Annotated in this window: 20 protein-coding genes and 1 pseudogene; 12 read left to right on the top strand and 9 right to left on the bottom strand. The window is 63.3% G+C overall.

The window, feature by feature from the left end; all coding sequences use genetic code 11:
* Positions 1-7: 7 nt before the first annotated feature.
* Genes BFC21_RS04430 through BFC21_RS04410 form a run of 5 tightly spaced genes read right to left on the bottom strand, consistent with a single transcriptional unit; the run spans position 8 to position 6168 of the window.
* On the bottom strand, positions 8-769 hold the full coding sequence (locus BFC21_RS04430) for an ABC transporter ATP-binding protein (RefSeq protein ID WP_088377338.1): 762 nt from the start codon (positions 767-769) through the stop codon (positions 8-10).
* Entirely contained in the window at positions 766-1716 is a 951-nt protein-coding gene (locus BFC21_RS04425) for an iron chelate uptake ABC transporter family permease subunit (RefSeq protein ID WP_088377337.1), read from the bottom strand. The genes BFC21_RS04430 and BFC21_RS04425 overlap by 4 nt, the downstream gene beginning before the upstream one ends.
* The gene (locus BFC21_RS04420) at positions 1713-2636 is read right to left on the bottom strand and encodes an ABC transporter permease (RefSeq protein WP_088377336.1); all 924 of its coding nucleotides are present in this window, start codon (positions 2634-2636) and stop codon (positions 1713-1715) included. Before BFC21_RS04420 ends, BFC21_RS04425 begins: the two co-directional genes overlap by 4 nt.
* Positions 2636-4387, bottom strand: coding sequence for an ABC transporter ATP-binding protein (locus tag BFC21_RS04415; RefSeq protein WP_120265741.1), 1752 nt, complete (start codon positions 4385-4387; stop codon positions 2636-2638). Before BFC21_RS04415 ends, BFC21_RS04420 begins: the two co-directional genes overlap by 1 nt.
* Entirely contained in the window at positions 4381-6168 is a 1788-nt protein-coding gene (locus BFC21_RS04410) for an ABC transporter ATP-binding protein (RefSeq protein ID WP_088377334.1), read from the bottom strand. Before BFC21_RS04410 ends, BFC21_RS04415 begins: the two co-directional genes overlap by 7 nt.
* Positions 6169-6345: 177 nt before the next feature.
* On the opposite strand from BFC21_RS04410, the gene BFC21_RS04405 reads away from it, so the two are divergent.
* From BFC21_RS04405 to glcF, 8 genes are all read left to right on the top strand, one after another.
* Positions 6346-6990, top strand: coding sequence for a TetR/AcrR family transcriptional regulator (locus tag BFC21_RS04405; RefSeq protein WP_088377333.1), 645 nt, complete (start codon positions 6346-6348; stop codon positions 6988-6990).
* Between the two features lie 99 nt (positions 6991-7089).
* Positions 7090-7257, top strand: a complete 168-nt coding sequence (locus BFC21_RS27135; protein ID WP_016780811.1) for a hypothetical protein — start codon at positions 7090-7092, stop codon at positions 7255-7257.
* A 101-nt stretch (positions 7258-7358) separates the two neighbouring features.
* Positions 7359-7781 (top strand): glycine zipper domain-containing protein, encoded by a 423-nt coding sequence (locus BFC21_RS04400; protein WP_095004839.1) that lies wholly within the window; start codon positions 7359-7361, stop codon positions 7779-7781.
* A gap of 304 nt (positions 7782-8085) precedes the next feature.
* Entirely contained in the window at positions 8086-8358 is a 273-nt protein-coding gene (locus BFC21_RS04395) for a hypothetical protein (protein WP_086797026.1), read from the top strand.
* A 173-nt stretch (positions 8359-8531) separates the two neighbouring features.
* A complete protein-coding gene (locus tag BFC21_RS04390) occupies positions 8532-8741 on the top strand; it encodes a hypothetical protein (RefSeq protein ID WP_088377331.1) in 210 nt (69 codons plus the stop codon).
* A 185-nt stretch (positions 8742-8926) separates the two neighbouring features.
* The gene (glcD, locus tag BFC21_RS04385; protein WP_120265740.1) at positions 8927-10426 is read left to right on the top strand and encodes a glycolate oxidase subunit GlcD; all 1500 of its coding nucleotides are present in this window, start codon (positions 8927-8929) and stop codon (positions 10424-10426) included.
* Entirely contained in the window at positions 10426-11487 is a 1062-nt protein-coding gene (gene glcE, locus BFC21_RS04380; protein ID WP_088377329.1) for a glycolate oxidase subunit GlcE, read from the top strand. Before glcD ends, glcE begins: the two co-directional genes overlap by 1 nt.
* Positions 11488-11490: 3 nt before the next feature.
* Positions 11491-12726 (top strand): glycolate oxidase subunit GlcF, encoded by a 1236-nt coding sequence (glcF, locus tag BFC21_RS04375; protein WP_088377328.1) that lies wholly within the window; start codon positions 11491-11493, stop codon positions 12724-12726.
* A gap of 13 nt (positions 12727-12739) precedes the next feature.
* On the opposite strand, the gene BFC21_RS04370 is transcribed toward glcF, so the two are convergent.
* Positions 12740-13633: a LysR family transcriptional regulator gene (locus tag BFC21_RS04370; RefSeq protein ID WP_095004836.1), complete on the bottom strand. Its 894-nt coding sequence runs from the start codon at positions 13631-13633 to the stop codon at positions 12740-12742.
* Positions 13634-13737: 104 nt separating this feature from the next.
* On the opposite strand from BFC21_RS04370, the gene BFC21_RS04365 reads away from it, so the two are divergent.
* Genes BFC21_RS04365 through BFC21_RS04350 form a run of 4 tightly spaced genes read left to right on the top strand, consistent with a single transcriptional unit; the run spans position 13738 to position 16899 of the window.
* Positions 13738-14409: an RraA family protein gene (locus BFC21_RS04365; RefSeq protein ID WP_088377326.1), complete on the top strand. Its 672-nt coding sequence runs from the start codon at positions 13738-13740 to the stop codon at positions 14407-14409.
* Positions 14409-15071: an RraA family protein gene (locus BFC21_RS04360; RefSeq protein WP_088377325.1), complete on the top strand. Its 663-nt coding sequence runs from the start codon at positions 14409-14411 to the stop codon at positions 15069-15071. The genes BFC21_RS04365 and BFC21_RS04360 overlap by 1 nt, the downstream gene beginning before the upstream one ends.
* A complete protein-coding gene (locus BFC21_RS04355; RefSeq protein WP_088377324.1) occupies positions 15071-15691 on the top strand; it encodes an RraA family protein in 621 nt (206 codons plus the stop codon). The genes BFC21_RS04360 and BFC21_RS04355 overlap by 1 nt, the downstream gene beginning before the upstream one ends.
* On the top strand, positions 15688-16899 hold the full coding sequence (locus tag BFC21_RS04350; RefSeq protein WP_088377323.1) for a pyridoxal phosphate-dependent aminotransferase: 1212 nt from the start codon (positions 15688-15690) through the stop codon (positions 16897-16899). Before BFC21_RS04355 ends, BFC21_RS04350 begins: the two co-directional genes overlap by 4 nt.
* 79 nt (positions 16900-16978) lie before the next feature.
* On the opposite strand, the gene umuC is transcribed toward BFC21_RS04350, so the two are convergent.
* The 3 genes and pseudogenes from umuC to BFC21_RS04335 form a co-directional block, all read right to left on the bottom strand.
* A complete protein-coding gene (umuC, locus tag BFC21_RS04345) occupies positions 16979-18259 on the bottom strand; it encodes a translesion error-prone DNA polymerase V subunit UmuC (RefSeq protein ID WP_120265739.1) in 1281 nt (426 codons plus the stop codon).
* Complete coding sequence (locus BFC21_RS04340; protein WP_088377321.1) at positions 18249-18677, bottom strand: LexA family transcriptional regulator; 429 nt, start codon at positions 18675-18677, stop codon at positions 18249-18251. Before BFC21_RS04340 ends, umuC begins: the two co-directional genes overlap by 11 nt.
* A gap of 176 nt (positions 18678-18853) precedes the next feature.
* Positions 18854-19339 (bottom strand): annotated as a pseudogene (locus BFC21_RS04335) (GNAT family N-acetyltransferase).
* Position 19340 lies beyond the last annotated feature (1 nt).

Raw genomic sequence — 19340 nt, 5'->3', positions numbered from 1 at the left:
GTTCTCTTTAGGGGTTGAAGTAGTTGCACAAACGCCCGCGCGGGCCCTGGCTGATGTCGAAGTCCAGCCCGTACAGTTCACCCAGCTGCGCCTCGGTAATCACCTCGTCCACGCTGCCGGCGCACTGCACCGCCCCCGCCTTCATGGCGACGATATGGTCGCTGTAGCTGGCGGCAAAGTTGATGTCATGCACCACCAGAACCACCGTGCGCCCTTGCTCGTCACACAGCCGGCGCAGCGCCCGCATAATCTGCACGGCGTGCTTGATATCGAGGTTGTTGAGGGGTTCGTCGAGCAGCAGGTAGTCGGTCTGCTGGGCGATGGTCATGGCCAGAAACGCCATTTGCCGTTGCCCGCCGCTGAGTTCGTCGAGGTAGGCATGGCGCAGCGGCTGCAGCGACAAAAAGGCGATGGCTTCGTCGATCACCTGGTGGTCCTCACGGGTCAGCGCGCCCCGGCTGTAGGGGAAGCGCCCGAAGGCGACCAGCTCCTGCACGGTCAGGCGCAGGTTGAAGTCCGGCGACTGGCGCAATGTGGCGACACGCCTGGCGTATTCGCCGACGGGAATGCCCGCCACCGTTTGCCCCTCGAGGCACACGGTACCGGCGCAGGGTTGCATCAACCGGGCAATCATCATCAGCAGCGTGGTTTTGCCCGCGCCATTGGGGCCGATCAGCGAGGTCAGGCGTTGCCGTGTAAAGCGGGCATCAACACCTCGCAAAACGGTTTTGCTGCCATAGGCCTTGTGCAGGTTGTGAACGGTGATCATGGCGCTCCTCGGGTACGCACCATCAGCACCAGGAAATATCCGCCACACAGCAGATTGATCAGGATGCCGACCGTGGTTGTGTAGTTGAAAACATGCTCGACCAGCAGCTGGGCGGCGATAAACAGGCCGATGGCAACCGCACTGCCCAGCGCCAGCGTGACCCGGTGCCTGAACGTGCGGGCCAGGGCATAGGTGCTATTGGCGACGAAAATGCCCATAAAGGCTGTTGGCCCCAGCAGGCTGGTCGATACCGCAACCAGGGCCGCGATCAGGGCCAGGTGCAGGCGCACGCTGTGCCGATAATCGACCCCCAGGGATATCGCCTGGTCACGCCCCAGCGACAGTACGTCGAGGGTGGCCAGGCTCTTGCGCCCCACCAGGGCGACTGCTGCCACCACCAGCGCGCCATACAACAACTGCGGTGGTTGCACCCGATTGAACGAGGCCAGGCTGAAGCTCTGCAGTACCGAAAACTCACCGGGGCTGACCTTGAGCTGGACAAACTGGGTAAACGTGCCGATCACCAGGGTCAGCACCAGCCCGACCAGCAGCAGGGTGTACACGTTGCTGTTGCCGTCCCGGAACAGCCAGCGGTGGATCCCCCACGAATAGGCCAGCATCACCACCACGGACAGCAGGAAGTTGCCGTGGATGCCGAGCAACACCACGCTGCTGGTGCCAAGCAACAGCACCAGCAGGGCCTGCAACAACAGGTACACGGCCTCGTAACCCATGATCGCGGGCGTCAGGATGCGGTTGCCGGTCAGGGTCTGGAAGGTGATTGACGACCAGGCGATGCACACGCCACCGATGACCATCGCCCCCAGCCGGGTCAGCCGCCTGGGGATCACATACTCAATGTCCATGCCTGCGCCCAGAAACACAAACACCAGTGCCAACAGCGTAACGGTGCCCCACACGGCCAGTCGGGGTTGCAGGCGCCTCATCGCTGCCTCCAGATGATCAACGCGAGAAACAGCACGCCACCCACGCTGCCTGCGGTCAGGCCAATCGGCACCTCGAACGGGTAGATCAGGACGCGCCCGAGAATATCGCAGGCCAACAACAGGCTGGCCCCGCTCAGCGCCACGATGGGCAATGTACGCCCCAGGTTGTCGCCGTAACGCAGCGCCACCAGATTGGGAATCACCAGCCCGACAAAGGGGATCGCGCCCACGGTGATCACCGTGGCCGACACCGTGACCGCCACCAGCAGCAGGCCCAGCGCCACGGTGGCCGGATAGTTCAGGCCCAGACTGGTGGCCATGCCCTCGCCCATGCCGACCAGGGTGAAACGGTGCGCATACAGGTAGGTCAGCGCAACGATCGGCAGGATCAGGTAGATGATTTCGTAGCTGCCCTGTACCACCCGGGAGAAGTCCCCCAGCAGCCAGCCCTGCATGCTTTGCATGATGTTGTGGCGATAGGCGTAGAACTCGGCGATGGCACTCAAGACGCCGCCATACATCAGGCCGATGACCGGCACCAGCACCGTGCTCTTGAACTGGATGCGGCGAATCAGCAGCACAAACACCAACCCCGCGGCGAAGCAGACTACCAGCGCAAACAGCATGCGTACCGGCACGCTGGCAGCGGGCACCAGGGCCAGCGACAACAGGATGCCAAGCTTGGCGGCATCCAGGCCGCCCGAGGTGGCCGGCTCGACAAACTTGTTGCGCACAAGATGCTGCAGGATCACCCCGCACACCGACAGGCCAACGCCAGTGAGCACCAGTGCGGCCAGGCGTGGCAGGCGACTGGCAGTCAAGGTCAGCCAGGCATCCCCCGACCACTCCAGTTGCCGCGCCCCCACCAGCAACGAGGTCACGCAAAGCAGGGCAAATACGGCCAACCCGCCTGTACGCATCAGGCTTGCCCGCCGATACGCCAGCCCTTGGCCACCCGGCGCTGTGCCAGGAAATGGGCATAGCGCCCTGCGCTGGCCAGCAATGCCGCCGGCGCTCCCTGCTCGACAACCCGGCCTTGGTCGAGCACCACGATCTGGTCGGCCATAGCAATCGTCGACAGTTGGTGCGCAATCACCACCAGGGTGCGGCGCCCGCGCAGCCTGGCCAGGGTCTGGGCGATCAATTGCTGGTTGTCGGCATCCAGCGCGGCCGTGGCCTCGTCCACCAACAGGATGGGCGCGTCCTTGATCAGCGCACGCGCAATGCCGATACGCTGACGCTCGCCACCCGACAGCCGCGCCCCGCCCTCGCCGACCTGGGTATCAAGCCCCTGCGGCAAACGCTCGATCAGCTCGCTGACCCCGGCCTGCTGCACTGCGTCGAGGAGTTCGGCGTCACTGGCGGCGGGTTTGCCCAGGCGAATATTGTCGGCAATGCTGCCCTGCAACAGATAACTGTCCTGGAATATCTGGCTGATCTGAGCGGCCAGTTGGCTGCTGGTCATCTGCCGCACATCCACCCCGCCGATCAGTACGCAGCCCTGGCTTGGGTCGAAAAACCGCGCAATCATCCGTACCAGGGTGGTCTTGCCCGAACCGGAGGCGCCAATCAACGCGGTCATGCTGCCGGGTTCGATACGCAGGCTGATGCCCTGCAGCACGTCGGGCTGGTCGGGGGCATAGCGCATGGCGAGGCTGCGCAACTCGATTGAAGCATCCGCCGGTTGCTGCGGCTGTTGCGGTTGCACCAGGGGCTGGGCGGCGAACAGGCTCTGCACGGCCGCAAGCTGGCCGCAGGCGCTGCGCAGGATCTCGGCATAGCTGGCCACGTCCAGCAGCGGCTCGATATAGCGACTGGTCAGGACCAGCGCAACGATCACGGCAACCACTGACGCCCCCTGCACCTCCAGGCCCAGCCGCGGGCTGAGCCACAGGGCTGCGGCCACCAGCAGCGCGGCAAAGATCGCCTGCACCACCCAGGCATTGAGCACCACCGAGAGTGACGATTGAACGATCAGCCGCAAGCCAGACTGACGCTGGCGCTCGATGGCCTGTTCGAGCAACCGGGTACTGGCGCCTGCGCCGTTGAACGCGCGCAACACCGACTGGGCCTGGGCAAACTCGACCATGCGCTGGCTGGCCTCGGCAAATTGCCCCTGGAAAGCCCGGTCGCTGCGTCGCCCCAGGCGCGCGCTGAGCCATAAGGCCGCGACCAAAACCACCAGCCCCAGCAGTGCAATCAGGCCCATTGGCCAGTTCAGCAGCCAGAGCGCAACAACGATCACCAGTGGCGTCACCGCCCCGGTGATCACCGGGGTGAATACATGCGCCGGCAACTGGGCCAGGGCCATCATGCCCTGGGTAATCACATGGCCCAGCTGACGGGTGTTCTGCGCAGTAAACCAGCCCAGGGGCAAGCCTGCCACATGGTCGCCGATACGTTGGCGGGCGCCCTGCAAAATGGCCACGCCCACGGCCACGCCTGCCCTTTCCACGCGCCGCCGCCCGGCCCAGCAGGCGAGCATGCCGGCCAGCGTCAGTGCCAGCCAGAGTGCTGCACCACGCACATCACCGGTAAGCAGACGCCCCAGCACCGGCACCAGGCTGGTCAGGGTCAAGCCGCTGAGCAGGCCATAGGCCACAGCCATGCGCAGATAACGATAAAACACCGGCGCGTCATCGCCCAGCAACTGTACAAAGGACTTCAGCATGACGGCACCGCCAGTTGGTCGAGAGGTTGATAGCCGCCCTGCGCCCACAAATGCGCATAGAGGCCGCCGCGGGCGAGCAGTTCAGCGTGATTGCCCTGCTCGCACACCCTGGCGTTGTCGAGCACGATGATCTGGTCGGCGTGCATCACGGTGTCGAGCCGGTGGGCGATAACCAGCAGCGTGCGACCCTGGGCAAAATGCGACAGCGCGTCCTGGATCGCGACTTCGCTTTCGGCGTCGGCTGCCGCCGTGGCTTCGTCCAGCACCAACACGGGCGGGTCGAGCAGCACCGCGCGGGCGATGCTCACCCGCTGTTGCTCGCCACCGGACAACTGCGCGTCTTCACCCACCACCGAGTCATAGCCACGCGGCAAAGCCAGGATGCGCTCATGAATGTTGGCCATGCGCGCAGCGTCCTCGATCTGCTGCTGGCTGGCCGACGGCCTGCCCAGGGCAATGTTGGCGCGCACACTGGCGTGGATCAGGCGCACCTCCTGCAAGACAAAACCGATATGCCGGTACAGGGTTGCCGTGTCGAGATCACGCAGGTCCGCGCCGCCCAGGGTGATACGCCCTTGGCTGGGGTCAAAAAAGCGCAGCAGCAGGCGCGCCAGGGTCGACTTGCCAGCACCGGAGCGGCCGACAATGGCGGTGGTGGTGCCCGGTTTGAGCCTCAGGTCGATCGCCGTGAGCACCGGCTGCCCGTCGTCATAGCTGTAGCCGACGTGCTCCAGGCAAATTTCGCTGCCCACAGGCGTGTGTTGCATGCCGGGTGCCGGCTGTTCCAGCACCGGGGTTTGCAGCAGGGCCTGCACGCGGCTGGCGGCTGCCACGCCGTGGTTCAGGTCATGGGTGAGGTAATGCAACAACAGCAGAGGCCCGCACAGCCCGGGGGTGACCAGGGCGAACGGCAGCACCTGCAACGGCGTCATCCAGCCCAGCGCCACAAACAGGCTGCCGAAAACCAGCACCCCACCCAGCACGGTCACGGGCGCGATCATGGCATTGGCATTGGCCATCGACCCCACCAGCGGGCGGGTAAAACCGATAAAGGCGCGGGCAAACGCATCGACAGCCTCGCGGTAACTGCCCCGGGCCTTGTCTGCGCCAGCAAATGCCTTGAGCACCGGCATGCCGTTGACGAACTCCACTACGGCATTGTCGATACGGCCCATGCCCGCGACGAACGCCTGCATATTGTGCTCGCTGGCCTTGACCGCCCGGGTAAAAAAAATAAAGAAACCGGGGAACGGCAGGATCGAGACCATTGCCAGGCGCCAGTCCAGCGCAAACAGATAGATCAGCGAAATAGCCACGGCACCGCCCGCACGCCCCACCGTGGTGTAGAAATGCGCGGTGAGGCTGTGCAGCGTATTGATATCGTCCTGTATCGCCTGCTTGACCTCCCCCGCTGCCCGCTGCGTGAACCAGCCCAACGGCACACGGCTCAGGCGCCGCACAATGGCCAGGCGCAAATGATGGGTGATGCGATTGTCGGCCAGGTGCGCCAGCAACTCGCCCGCCGTGATCAGCAACATGCCAAGGCACAGGCTGGTGACAGCGACCAGTACCGACCACCACAACTGGCCCGGCTCATGTTCGAGGTTGCCCAGCACGGTCTGGCCAATATGGGCAATGGCGGCCAGTGGCACCAGGGTCAGCATGGCGCCGATGGCAGCCAGCATGGCGGCGACGATCAGGCGCCCACGGATAGGGGCCAGCAGCTGGCTGATCGGGCCGCGCACCTTGGGGTTGGCCGAGGCCGAATGAGGAGAGTCCATGACAATCAAGGGTCCGCAAATACACAAAAAGGAAAGGCCGGGGGTGTTTCTCAAGGCGCCGGGGCACCGGGATTGGCCCCGGGAATCAGAATACTAATTAGTTGCATGACTATAAACTAATTTGCGAAATCCTGACAAGCCAGCTAAAACACAGCCTTCACCGTTCAAGGATTTGTCATGAAAGCGCCACAACCACCTGCCGCTCGAGGGCGTCCGCGCACCATCACCCGCGAACGCATCGTCGATGCAGGCATCGACATCGGCTTGCCGAACATCACCTTTGTCGGCGTTGCCGCGGCATTGGGGGTCAGCCATATGGCGCTGTACAAGCACGTTGCCAATCTGGAGGCGCTCAAAAGCATGGTCGCCGAGGAGATCTTCACCCGCTGGCAGATACCCCGCGCCCAGGCCGACCAGCCGGGCACCCTGAAGGAGTATTTGCTCGGGTTTGCCACCTCGGTGCGGGTGTTCGTCAAGGCCCACCCCGGGCTGACGCCTTATGTGATCCGCAGGCTGGCCGCGACGCAACCGATGCTTGCCAAGATCGACGAACATCAGCGCCATATAGCCCAGATCTATGCCATTTCCATAGAAAATGCCCGCTGGTTGCTGGCAACCATTGCCTTCCACGGCATAGCCGTCGCCGACACGGTGTATTCGGTCACCTGCCGCGAACCGCTGCTGGAGGCAGACCGCGCAGGTGAGGAGGCAGAAATGGAAATCGAGCTGGCCCAAGGCATGCGCGCGCTTATCGTCGGTGCGCTGGTGCTGCTTCAAGAGGAGAATCCGGGGCTTGCCCCGCCCGTCAAGACCCCGTCATAACCGCCGTGCAGCCCCCCGGCAATTGACAGGGAACTACTGGGCCAGAGCGGGTCCAACCCAACTCATATCGTTCATGTGGTTGAACGCAGGAGTTGGATGATGAGCAGTAAAACGACCCACGGCTGGGCATGGGCCTACAACAAGATTCGCGGCCTGCAGTGCTCCCGGCTAACCTCAGCCTACAGGGCAACCCTGTATGTGTTGCGAGGTGATACGGGTATTTTCCACAGCGATGTCAGCTGGCAAAAAAACCGGATCAGGCGCTAAGCGCGTAACGATCGAACTTTAAACTTTATGCGCCCTCTATATCTTTGGGGGCATAAGGCCCCGGCATGAATGCTTGCTGACTATCGACTGAGGTTAATGACATGCGGATTACATTACCCGTTCTGCTACTGGGCATGGTGATATCGCAGGGAGCAATGGCCGCTGGAGATGGATCTGCCGCCGTCGGCGGCGGTGTTGGCGGTGCGCTGGGCAATATTGTCGGCCAACAGCTGGGTGGTTCCACCGGGGCCGCCGTCGGGGCAGGCCTGGGCGGTGCTGCAGGTGGCGCGCTCGGCGCGCAAAAAGGCAGTAAAACCGAAGCCGCCATCGGTGGCGGGCTTGGCTCGGCAGGCGGCTCGGTGATCGGCCACCAGCTGGGTGGCTCCACCGGCTCGACCATCGGCGCAGGCCTGGGCGGTGCCGTCGGCGGCGCAGTGGGTAACAACCTGGGCAACGATGGCGACCGCCATCACTCCAATGGCAAGGGCAAGGGTAAACACAAGCACAAAAACAAGCACCGCTAACGAGCCGTCTCGTGCAGGCTCAAGAGCCCGACCTGGTGTCGGGCTTTTTTGTGCCCCGGTGGCCGCTCATCCACCTTGATGACCGGCCATCTGCCATCTGCCGATTCGTCCTACAGGCCAATGGGGGCACTGCTATGCTCGATTTAATCAACAGTCATGGTGCAGTTTTTCTAGACGCTCCGGTACAGGGAAAAAAGGATCGTATGGGAAAACCTTCAGGAAATGGATTCCGGAAACCATTGAATATACGGGGCGAACTCCGAAAAGCCAGACGAGTAGGAACTTAAATAAGGAGATTTAACGTATGACTGCTCAAGAGCAACTCGTTGGCGGATGGACTGTCTACCACAAGCTGACTCCAAAGGATCAGGAAGTATTCAAAGAAGCCCTGACCGGGTTCGTAGGTGTGCAGTACTCACCGGAGCTGGTTTCGACCCAGGTCGTCAATGGCACCAACTATCGCTTCAAATGCACCGCAACACTGCCTGGCTCGCCCGGCACATCATGGCAAGCCATCGTGGAAATCTACGCGCCAATTAATGGCAAACCGCACATTACCCAGATCCATCGGGTCTAAGCGCGTATAAACCCTTCGGGGCGCGCCGCGAGTGCGCCTCGAAGGTTCCTCTGTCACCTCCCGCAAACAAAGGTTTGAAGCACCCGCCCGATTCCTCGTACCCTGTGCGCTGAATATCCCCCGCAATTACCGTCCCTCAAGCCAGATTGCCTGGCCCCGCAGAAGTGTTGAACATGTCCAGCAAACCCGCCGCAGAAAGCCCGATGGCGACTGCCGCAGAGATAGAACACGCCATCCTGACCCTCAACCGAATGGCCGAACGCCTGTGGGGCGATGGCCGCGAAGCTGAAGCCAAGGCCCTGCTCGATGCGCTGGACGCCCTGAACCGGGCGCTGGACCGCATCCGCATTGGCGAAATGGGGCGCGCCGCCACTCTGCACTGACTACCCGGCGTTTTTTGGCAGCCCAAGGCACTTGCACGATCGCCTCGCTGGCGGTAATGCCCGGTCTGACTTCAACAGTACCGACAAGGCGGCGACCAACATGGTTGTGATGCACCGCGAACTTTGCGACTAGGCTGCATCGGATACACACCTCATATAACAATAATCGAGTGTCGTGAGCCGCCATGAATATCCTTTACGATGAACGCGTCGACGGCGTGCTGCCTGACGTTGATAAAACCGCCCTGCTGCACGCCTTGCAAACGCGCTTGCCGCAGCTTGAAGTCCTGCATGAGCGCGAAGAACTTGCGCCCTACGAGTGCGACGGGCTGTCGGCCTATCGCACCACGCCCCTGCTGGTGGCGTTGCCCCGCCACCTCGACGAGGTGCAAGAGCTGTTGCGCATCTGCCATCAAATGCGCGTGCCGGTGGTCGCACGGGGGGCCGGCACGGGGTTGTCCGGCGGTGCCTTGCCGCTGGAAAAAGGCCTGCTGCTGGTGATGGCGCGCTTTGACAAAATCCTCCACATCGACCCTGGCGCGCGCACTGCACGGGTTCAGCCAGGCGTGCGCAACCTGGCGATATCCCAGGCCGCAGCGCCCTTTGGCCTGTACTACGCGCCCGACCCGTCCTCGCAAATCGCCTGCTCAATCGGCGGCAATGTCGCGGAAAACGCCGGTGGCGTGCATTGCCTGAAGTACGGCCTGACCGTCCACAACCTGCTCAGGATCGAGGTGCTGACCGTCGACGGCGAACCGCTGACCCTGGGCTCGGACGCACTCGACGCGCCAGGTTTCGATCTGCTGGCGCTGTTTACCGGCTCCGAAGGCATGCTCGGGGTCATCACCGAGGTGACGGTCAAGCTGCTGCCCAAACCGCAGACCGCCAAGGTGCTGCTGGCGGCCTTCGACAGTGTCGAACAAGCCGGCCGGGCCGTGGCCGACATCATCGCCGCCGGCATCATCCCCGGCGGCCTGGAGATGATGGATAACCTGGCCATCCGCGCCGCCGAAGACTTTATTCATGCCGGCTACCCTGTTGATGCCCAGGCCATTTTGCTGTGCGAGCTCGATGGCGTTGAGGCCGATGTCCACGACGACTGCAACCGCGTGCGCCAGGTATTGGAGCAGGCGGGTGCCAGCGAAGTCCGCCAGGCCAGGGACGAGGCCGAACGGGTACGTTTCTGGGCCGGACGCAAGAACGCCTTTCCCGCCGTGGGCCGCCTTGCGCCGGATTACTATTGCATGGACGGCACCATCCCGCGCCGCCAGCTGGCGGGCGTGCTGCAGGCCATTGCCGCCTTGTCGGCCGCCTACAACCTGCGGGTAGCCAACGTGTTCCACGCCGGTGACGGTAATATGCACCCGCTGATCCTGTTCGATGCCAACCAGCCCGGCGAGCTTGATCGCGCCGAAGCCCTGGGCGGCAAGATCCTTGAGCTGTGCGTGAAAGTCGGGGGCAGCATTACCGGTGAGCACGGCGTGGGTCGCGAAAAGATCAATCAGATGTGCGCGCAGTTCAACAGCGACGAACTGACCCTGTTTCATGCCGTCAAAGCCGCCTTCGACCCTGCTGGCCTGCTCAACCCCGGCAAGAACATCCCGACCCTCTCCCGCTGCGCCGAATTCGGCGCCATGCATGTGCATGGCGGGCAGTTGCCCTTCCCCGAACTGGAGCGTTTCTGATGCACACGAGCGAGGATCTCGATAACAGCAGCGTGCTGCTGGAGCAGGTCAACCAGGCCCTGCACAGCGGCACTGCGCTGCGCATTCAGGGCGCCAACAGCAAGTTGTTCCTGGGCCGCTCCGTGGCCGGCGAAGTGCTCGACACTCGCAACCATCGCGGTATCGTCAGCTATGACCCCACCGAACTGGTGATCACCGCCCGTTGCGGCACACCGCTGGCGCAATTGACCCATGTCCTGGAGCAGGCACGCCAAATGCTGCCCTGCGAGCCACCCGCCTACGCTGGCGCCACGGTGGGCGGCATGATTGCCAGCGGGCTGTCAGGGCCTCGCCGGCCGTGGGCGGGCTCGGTCAGGGATTATGTGCTGGGCACCCGGGTCATCACCGGGCACGGCAAGCATTTGCGTTTTGGCGGCGAGGTGATGAAAAACGTTGCAGGTTATGATCTGTCACGGCTGATGGCAGGCAGTTACGGATCTCTTGGGGTGATCACCGAAGCGTCGCTCAAGGTGCTGCCCAAACCGCGCCAGTGCCTGAGCATCAGCCTGCAGATGAGCACCGAACGTGCCCTGCTGCGCCTGGCCGAGTGGGGGCAGCAACCGCTGCCGATCAGCGCCGCCTGCCACGACGGGCAGCATCTGCACCTGCGCCTTGAGGGCGGTGAAGGCTCGGTGGCAGCCGCCCATGAGCGGCTGGGCGGCGAACTGCTGGACGGCGCCTTCTGGGCTGATCTGAACGCACAGCGCCTGGATTTTTTCGCCGCGGGCTCGCCTCTCTGGCGCCTGTCCCTGCCCAACAACACCCCGGCCCTGGCCTTGCCCGGCCAGCAGTTGATCGATTGGGGCGGCGCCCAGCGCTGGCTCAAGTCGGAGGCCGAAGCGAGCTGGATTCGCGCTGTCGTCGCCGAGGTCGGCGGGCATGCCACCTGCTACAGCCACGGCCTTGTGGACAGCCCGTTCCAGCCGCTGCCTGCGGCCCTGCTGCGCTATCAGCGCAGCCTCAAACACCAGCTCGACCCGCAGGGTATTTTCAACCCCGGTCGACTGTACGCGGAGCTTTGAGCCATGCAGACCACCCTGAGCGAACACGCCCGGCACCTGCCCCGAGCCGCAGAAGCCGAACGCATTCTGCGCACCTGCGTGCATTGCGGCTTCTGCAACGCCACCTGCCCGACCTACCAGTTGCTCGGCGATGAACTGGATGGCCCCCGGGGCAGGATTTACCTGATCAAGCAGGTGCTTGAAGGCAATGCGGTAACACGCAAGACCCAGCAGCATCTGGACCGTTGCCTGTCGTGCCGTAACTGCGAAACCACCTGCCCCTCGGGGGTCGACTACCACAACCTGCTGGATATCGGCCGCGCGCTGGTCGATGCCCGAGTGCCAAGGCCGCTGGGCCAGCGCCTGGTGCGCGATGGCTTGCGCCGCGTGATAGCCAATGCCGCGCTGTTCAAGGGCCTGATCGGCAGCGGGCAGGTATTGCGCCCCTGGCTGCCCTCCCCCCTGCAAGCCAGGCTGCCGCGCAACCCGCCGGCACCCATCCCACGCCCGAGCCGCCAGCACGCGCGGCACGTACTGCTGCTCGAAGGCTGCGTGCAACCGGGCCTGTCACCCAACACCAACGCAGCGGCGGCCAGCGTGCTCGACCGCTTGGGCATCAGCGTAATCCCGGCACCGCAAGCCGGGTGCTGCGGTGCCGTGGATTATCATCTGGACGCCCAGGCCGCCGGCCTTGATCGCGCCCGCCGCAATATCGATGCCTGGTGGCCGGGGATTGCCCAAGGGGCTGAAGCGATCGTGCAAACCGCCAGCGGCTGCGGTGCCTTTATCAAGGACTACGGCCACCTGCTCGGCAGCGACCCGGCCTATGCCGAAAAAGCAGCCAGGGTCAGTGCGCTGGCCAGGGACCTGGTGGAAGTGCTGCGCGACGAGCCGCTGGGCACACTTGGCGTGCGCAGCGATCTGCGACTGGCATTCCACTGCCCCTGCACCTTGCAGCACGCGCAAAAACTCGGCGGCGCAGTTGAAGGCGTACTCACTGAGCTGGGCTTCAACCTGAGCGCCGTGCCCGACAGCCACCTGTGCTGCGGCTCGGCGGGTACCTATTCACTGACCCAGCCCGAACTGTCCCGGCAACTGCGCGACAACAAACTCAACGCGCTGGAAAGCGGGCACCCGCAGGTCATCGTCACCGCCAATATCGGCTGCCAGGCGCACCTCGACAGCGCCGGCAGAACCCCGGTGCGGCACTGGATCGAACTGGTTGCAGAGGCATTGCCCGAGCCTGAAGCGGCGCCATGAAAAACGGCTGCGATCATACCTTGGCGCCTAACCTTGCAAGTACCTCTGCGATCAACGGGTTGGGCCGCCCGGTATTCCAGGCCACGGCGGTGGTGACCACGCTGAGTTTCTGGCTCAGCGCGCGAAACACCACATTGGCAGGGGCCAGTTTTTTCATGGATGCCGGCACCAGCGCAATGCCCTGGCCATAGCTGACAAAAGCAATTTGCGAGGCCACTGAGCGCACTTCATGCAGCACCCGCGGGGAAAAACCACTGGCCCGGCAGGTGGCAATCAAGTTGTCGAAATACACCGGGCTGACCTGGCGCGCAAACATCACCAAAGGCTCATTGGACAAGCTCGACAGGCTGATCCGCGTGCGCGCCGCCAGGGGATGGTCGCTGGGCAGGGCCAGCACCAGGCGATCTTCCCGTAGTGGCACGGACTGGATCGAGGCGCCCAGGTCACCGTCCAGGCGGGCGAACGCCAGATCGATATCGCCCGCTTCCAGCGCCGGCACCGCCTCGACGCTGTCTATTTCCCGCACGGAGACGGTCAGGTGCGGGTATGCCTCTTTCAATTGCTCAATCAACCCCGGCAGCACATCAAACATGGCCGTTGAAATCGCACCGATGGTCAGCATCCCCGACTGCCCTCCCAGCGCTTCCTCCACAGCCAGCTCCAGGCGCTCCAGCTGCTCGGCGAACTTGCGCACCGCGGGCAGGATCGCCGCGCCCACCGGGGTCAGCTTGGCGCCGCGACGTGAGCGCTCGAACAACTTGACCTTGAGCGCCTGCTCCAGCACCTGGATCTGCTCGCTCAGCGGCGGCTGGGACATCCCAAGGCGCTTGGCGGCACGGCCGAAATTCTGTTCTTCGGCCACGGCCAGAAACAGCCACAGATGCCGGATCAGGCGAAAATTGATCATGCTTCATCCATAGGTTAAACATATGCAAGTCTTACGTTAACAGGAATATACCTATCAAACAGCCTCGCTGACACTGGCTGCTCCAATGACCTGAGGGCAGCGCAATGACTCAACCCAGCAACACCTTGCTCGAACGCCTGGCGGCACTGGATACCAATACGGTATCCGATGCCCTGGATTTCCTCGGCCTGGCAGGTGCCACCGTGGGGCTGCGGCCCCTGTGGAACTGTCCGAAAATTGTCGGCCGCGCCAGCACTGTGTTGCTGGCAGCCCAATGCGAAAAGGCTTCCAGTGCGCACCTGATCACCCCCGTGGTCGCACAGATCAACAGTGCTGACCGGGTGCTGGTGATCGCAGGCGGTCTCGAAGGCATCTCCTGCTGGGGCGATATCCTCGCCAACGCCGCCACAGCAAAACAACTGCGGGGCACCGTGATCGACGGTTGCAGCCGGGATATCGACGGCAGTGCCGCCATCGGTTACCCGGTGTATGGCCGTGGCGTGACCATGATCAGCGCACGCAACCGCGTGCGGCAGATCGGTGCCGGGGTCACTATCACCGTGGCAGGCGTGGCCGTCAGTGAAGACGACTATGTGATCGCCGACAACTGCGGCACGGTCTTTGTGCCTCAGGGCCGTATCGAGCAGGTCATCGCGCTTGGCGAGCGTATCGCCCACCGCCAGGCAGGCATGCTGCAGGCTGTGCGCAGCGGTTGCTCGGTGGCCGAGGTCATGCACGACGCACAGTTCGACGCCATTGCCCCGGAGCACGCCTGATGAACCTTGATGACAAAGCACTGGTGGCCCTGTTTGACGGCCTCGACACCCCTGCTGTTTCCGATGCCCTGGACAAGCTCGGCCTGCCCGGCCAATGCCTGGGCATCGCGCCGCTGGGCAATTACAGCCAGGTGGTCGTCGGCCCGGCATTTACCGTGCAGTACGTTGCCGCCAGTGTGCCTGCCGGCACCGTAGGCGACTTTATCGACGCGGTGCTGCCAGGTGATGTGGTGGTGATCGACAATGCCGGGCGTACCGACTGCACCGTGTGGGGCGACATCATGACCCAGTACGCCGGCAACCGGCATATCGCCGCCACGGTGATCGACGGTGTATGCCGTGACGTCAACAAGGCGCTGGGCGACGGTTATCCGATCTTCAGCCGGGGCCGTTTTATGCGCACCGGCAAGGACCGTGTGCAGGTGCAGTCGCTCAACCAGCCCGTGTCCATTGGCACGGCGCGGGTTTGCGCCCGCGATATCGTGGTGGCCGATGCCAATGGCGTGGTCATCGTGCCCCGCGCCCGGGCCGCTGAAGTGGCTGCCTGTGCGCGCCAGATCGAGCGGGTCGAAGCCGATATCCGTGACCTTATCGGCCAAGGCCAGACCCTTGAACGTGCCCGGGCCGCCCTGGGTTATCACAACCTGCAGAGGAAAGCCTGATGAACCCTTACTACCAACGGGCAAAAGCGCTGGGCAGCTCGACGCTCTATGAGGCTTCGCACCTGCCTTGCGCCGTGGACAGTGATATCCGCCCGATCTGGGAAGGCGCCTTTATCGCCGCCCCGGCTTACCCGCTGCAGTGTTCACCGGGTGACAACCTGGCCTTGCATCTGGCCCTGGAGCGCGCCCCGCGTGGCAGCGTGCTGGTGGTGGGCACCGGCCACTTTATAGCCGGCTACTGGGGCGAGGTACTTACCGTTGCGGCGCAAGCCGCCGGGGTGGCGGGCCTGGTCATCGATGGCGGGGTTCGTGATATCGCGGCCCTGAAAAAGCATCAATTCCCGGTCTTTGCCCGGGGCATTTCGGTCAGGGGCACGCTCAAGACCAGCGCCCCGTCCGTGGGTCAGGCCCTGCATTTCGCCGGTGTCCCTGTTGCGCCGGGGGATTGGGTGGTGGCCGATGACGATGGCGTCATCATCATTCCCCATGCACACGTGGCGCGCACCCTGGCCGAAGGCGAAGCGCGTGCCGACAAGGAAGCCCACATGATGCAGGCATTGAGTGAAGGCCGTACCACCCTTGAACTGATGAACCTGACCGAATGGAGAAGCCGCGCATGACCGCCGACATCCAACGGCTCAACCGGCGCCTGGCCAGCGCACAGCCTTCGGCGACCTACCGGATCATCGACCGTGTGACGGAGCGTCGGGCACAAGGCGCGCAGATCATCTCCCTGTGCGCGGGCGAACCGGACTTCGACACCCCGGAACATGTGCGTGCCGCTGCGTTCCAGGCCATTGAACAGGGGCACACCCGCTACACCCAGGTCGCCGGTGTGCGCTCACTGCGAGAAGCGGTGGCGGCCAAGTTTCGCCGCGAAAACGCCCTGGATGTCAGCTGGCAGGACACCCTGGTCTGCAACGGTGGCAAGCAGGTGATCTACAACGCCCTGGCCGCGACCCTCAATGAGGGTGACCAGGTCATCGTCCCGGCGCCGTATTGGGTCAGCTACCCTGAAATCGTGCAGTTGTGCGGCGGCGAACCGCGCATCGTGACCTGTGACGCGGCCAGCGGTTTCAAGCTCACCGCCCAATTGCTCGCCGCTGCCATTACCCCGCAGACCCGCTGGCTGATCCTGAACTCGCCCTCCAACCCCACCGGCGCCGTGTATAGCCGCGACGAACTGCACGAGCTGGCTGACGTGCTGCTGGCCCACCCCCATGTGCTGATCCTGGCCGACGATATCTATGAGCACCTGATCTTCGATGATCAATGGTTCTACACCCTGGCCCAGGTAGAACCCCGGCTGGCGGCGCGCACCCTGACCATGAACGGCGTGTCCAAGGCCTACGCCATGACCGGCTGGCGCATCGGCTTTGCCACCGGTCCGCGCTGGCTGCTGCAGGCGATGGAAACGCTGCAGGGCCAGCAGACTTCGGGGGCCTGCTCGGTCTCGCAGCAGGCCGCACTGGCGGCACTGGAGGGGCCAAAGGACTTTATCCATGCCAGTCGCGCGGCGTTCCAGCGCCGTCGTGACCTGATGGTCGAACGGCTCAACGCCATCGGCCTGGAGTGCTTTAGCCCGGCCGGCGCTTTCTACGCATTCGCCTCATGTGCCAGCCTGATCGGCCGCACCTCGCCAGCAGGCCGGGTGCTGCACACCGACGAAGATGTTGCCCTGGCCCTGCTCGACGAAGCCAATGTGGCCGTGGTGCAGGGCAGCGCCTTCGGGCTGGGCCCGTATCTGCGCATTGCCTATGCGCTGGATGAGACGTCCCTGCACAAGGCTTGTGAGGCGATCAGCAGGTTTTGCCAAGCCGTGCGTTAACTCGCCGGCTGTTGTGGGAGTCGGGTTTTTACGCGATGGCGGCTCCCACAGTTTGGCGGTCTCCGTGCAAGGCGCATCGTTAATGGCTCGACACCCGCCAAAGCTGATCCACCCGTGTCGTATAACTCTGGCTCATCATTTCCCGGCGCATACCCCAGTCCGGCTTGCCCGGCACGCTGGCCGCCCGCAGAGTGCCGCGGCCCCAGCGACCATTGATGGCGTCCAGTACCGCCATCACCCGTGAAGCCTCTGCCGGTTGATTGACGGCAAACAGGTCATCGGAAAACTCCCCCGGCTGGCGCAGGTCCAGCAGCATGACCTCGGCCTTGCTGTATCTGAAGCCTGGCTGGAAGACATGCGCCACAGCATCCACTGCCGCCCGGGTCAGTAGCCGCACATCATCGGTGGGGTATGGCAGGGTCACCACCACGCCCTTGGCGTACTTCGCTTCGTCCGGGTTGAACATGCCGGTGCGAATGCTGACGCGCACCTTTTTGCAGTACGACTTCTGCGCCCTGAGCTTTTCCGAGGCGCGCATCATGTAGGTGGCCACGGCCTCCTTGATCGGCGCCAGTTCGGTCAAGCGCTTGCCGAACATGCGGCTGCAGCAGATTTCCTGTTTGGGCGGATCGGGCTCGTCCAGTTCCAGGCAGGCCGTGCCCGCTAGCTCTCGCGCCGTTTTCTCAATCACCACGCTGAACTTTTTTCGCAATGACCACGGATCAGCTTTGGCCAGGTCCATCGCCGTCTTGATGCCCATGCCTTCCAGGTGCGCGGTCATGCGCCGCCCTACCCCCCAGACTTCCGAGACTGCGGTGTTGCGCAGCACCCAGTCGCGTTCATGGTCGCCACACAGGTTGACCACGCCACCGGTATGCGCCTGCAAGCGCTTGGCCGTGTGGTTGGCCAGTTTGGCCAGGGTCTTGGTATGGGCAATGCCGACCCCCACCGGAATGCCCGTGCATTGCAGAATGCGGCTGCGCAACTGGCGCCCCATCGCGGTGGCATCAACGATACCGCTGAGGTCGGCAAAGGACTCATCAATGCTGTACACCTCCACCGCAGGCAGCATCGACTCGATCAGGCTCATGACCCGTTCGCTCATGTCGCCATACAGCGCATAGTTGGATGAGAACGCCACGATCCCCAACTGCTCGAGGCGATCCTTGATCTGGAAATACGGCTCGCCCATCTTCACATGGGGCTTGGCGTCATAACTGCGGGCGATCACGCAGCCGTCGTTGTTGCTCAGCACCACAATGGGCACCTTGGCCAGGTCCGGGCGGAACACCCGCTCGCAGCTGGCGTAAAAGCTGTTGCAGTCGATCAGCGCGAAAACCGGCGCAGACTTAGTGGCCATGACTGCGCACGGTGTAGGTAATCACGCCCCAGACTGTCAGCTCATCGCCTTCCAGTACATAACGGTCGGGGTACTTGGGGTTTTCGGATTGCAGCACCACACTCTTGCCGCGCAGGCACAAACGCTTGCAGATCGGATCGTTATTGAGCAGCGCCACCACCACATGACCGTGGCCTGGCTCGATGGAGCGGTCCACCACCGCCAGGTCGCCGGAATAAATCCCCACACCCTGCATGCTGTCGCCATCGATGCGCACCAGGTACACATGGGGCGCACGGATACCGAGCAGCTCATCAAGGGAAATCTCCTTCTCGATATGATCCGCCGCCGGCGACGGAAACCCGGCGGGGACTTTGAAGGAGCAAAGTGGCAGGCGAACGCCATCTGCAGCAATGGGACCGAGGGAAGTGAAGCTCATGACGCACGCCTTACGATAACTGTATGAACGTACAGTTAACTGCGTAGGACTATTCTGGTCAATTTATCTGACAGATATTTCGACGAGAGGCATTTATGGGCTGGCTCAGGCTGGTTTTTTGCAGCGCGGCAGCAAACGCAACCGGGCCGCCCCCGTCTCTGTCCCTACATCTCAATTCAGCCGCTCACGTCCCAGCGCATCGTCTGCACCCTGATATGGGGGTGGCTGGCCAAGGGCTCCCATTCGTCCATAAAGACGAAATCCTGATTCAGATAGAAACCGCAAGCTCTGCCATTGTCCGGGGATACGTCCAGATACACACTGTCATGACCACTCTGCCGCGCCCGGGCTTTCACTGCGCCCACCAGTCGGGCAGCTGCCCCGGCGCCCCGCCATTGAGGCGCAACCCACATGCCGATCAAGTTATAGCGGGCCGCCTGGCTGATCCCCGCACCTATCATGCCGACCGGCTTGCCGCCCTCGAAGGCCAGCCAGAACTACGTACCGATCTGCGACGAGGCACGCTCCTGCCATTGTTCATCGGTGTCGCTGGCCGCCGTTTGATAGCTCACGCCAAATGCCGTCGGCGCATCCTGAAGTGCTGCCAGGCGAACCTGCTTCAACAACATCCAGTCACTGGTTTGCGTCAATCGAATGTCCATG

The sequence above is a fragment of the Pseudomonas sp. TMW 2.1634 genome, from assembly GCF_001703595.1.
GTDB lineage: Bacteria > Pseudomonadota > Gammaproteobacteria > Pseudomonadales > Pseudomonadaceae > Aquipseudomonas > Aquipseudomonas fragi.
Note: the sequence above shows the minus strand (reverse complement) of the source record. Positions and strands in the feature narration are given on the sequence as shown.

Coding starts and splice junctions, on each gene's coding strand:
- BFC21_RS04410 (WP_088377334.1), bottom strand. CDS start 6,168: ATGGACTCTCCTCATTCGGCCTCGGCCAACCCCAAGGTGCGCGGCCCG.
- BFC21_RS04430 (WP_088377338.1), bottom strand. CDS start 769: ATGATCACCGTTCACAACCTGCACAAGGCCTATGGCAGCAAAACCGTT.
- BFC21_RS04390 (WP_088377331.1), top strand. CDS start 8,532: ATGTCCAGCAAACCCGCCGCAGAAAGCCCGATGGCGACTGCCGCAGAG.
- BFC21_RS04420 (WP_088377336.1), bottom strand. CDS start 2,636: ATGCGTACAGGCGGGTTGGCCGTATTTGCCCTGCTTTGCGTGACCTCG.
- BFC21_RS04360 (WP_088377325.1), top strand. CDS start 14,409: ATGAACCTTGATGACAAAGCACTGGTGGCCCTGTTTGACGGCCTCGAC.
- BFC21_RS04415 (WP_120265741.1), bottom strand. CDS start 4,387: ATGCTGAAGTCCTTTGTACAGTTGCTGGGCGATGACGCGCCGGTGTTT.
- BFC21_RS04405 (WP_088377333.1), top strand. CDS start 6,346: ATGAAAGCGCCACAACCACCTGCCGCTCGAGGGCGTCCGCGCACCATC.
- BFC21_RS27135 (WP_016780811.1), top strand. CDS start 7,090: ATGAGCAGTAAAACGACCCACGGCTGGGCATGGGCCTACAACAAGATT.
- BFC21_RS04395 (WP_086797026.1), top strand. CDS start 8,086: ATGACTGCTCAAGAGCAACTCGTTGGCGGATGGACTGTCTACCACAAG.
- BFC21_RS04355 (WP_088377324.1), top strand. CDS start 15,071: ATGAACCCTTACTACCAACGGGCAAAAGCGCTGGGCAGCTCGACGCTC.
- BFC21_RS04365 (WP_088377326.1), top strand. CDS start 13,738: ATGACTCAACCCAGCAACACCTTGCTCGAACGCCTGGCGGCACTGGAT.
- umuC (WP_120265739.1), bottom strand. CDS start 18,259: ATGGCCACTAAGTCTGCGCCGGTTTTCGCGCTGATCGACTGCAACAGC.
- BFC21_RS04370 (WP_095004836.1), bottom strand. CDS start 13,633: ATGATCAATTTTCGCCTGATCCGGCATCTGTGGCTGTTTCTGGCCGTG.
- glcD (WP_120265740.1), top strand. CDS start 8,927: ATGAATATCCTTTACGATGAACGCGTCGACGGCGTGCTGCCTGACGTT.
- glcE (WP_088377329.1), top strand. CDS start 10,426: ATGCACACGAGCGAGGATCTCGATAACAGCAGCGTGCTGCTGGAGCAG.
- BFC21_RS04400 (WP_095004839.1), top strand. CDS start 7,359: ATGCGGATTACATTACCCGTTCTGCTACTGGGCATGGTGATATCGCAG.
- BFC21_RS04340 (WP_088377321.1), bottom strand. CDS start 18,677: ATGAGCTTCACTTCCCTCGGTCCCATTGCTGCAGATGGCGTTCGCCTG.
- glcF (WP_088377328.1), top strand. CDS start 11,491: ATGCAGACCACCCTGAGCGAACACGCCCGGCACCTGCCCCGAGCCGCA.
- BFC21_RS04350 (WP_088377323.1), top strand. CDS start 15,688: ATGACCGCCGACATCCAACGGCTCAACCGGCGCCTGGCCAGCGCACAG.
- BFC21_RS04425 (WP_088377337.1), bottom strand. CDS start 1,716: ATGAGGCGCCTGCAACCCCGACTGGCCGTGTGGGGCACCGTTACGCTG.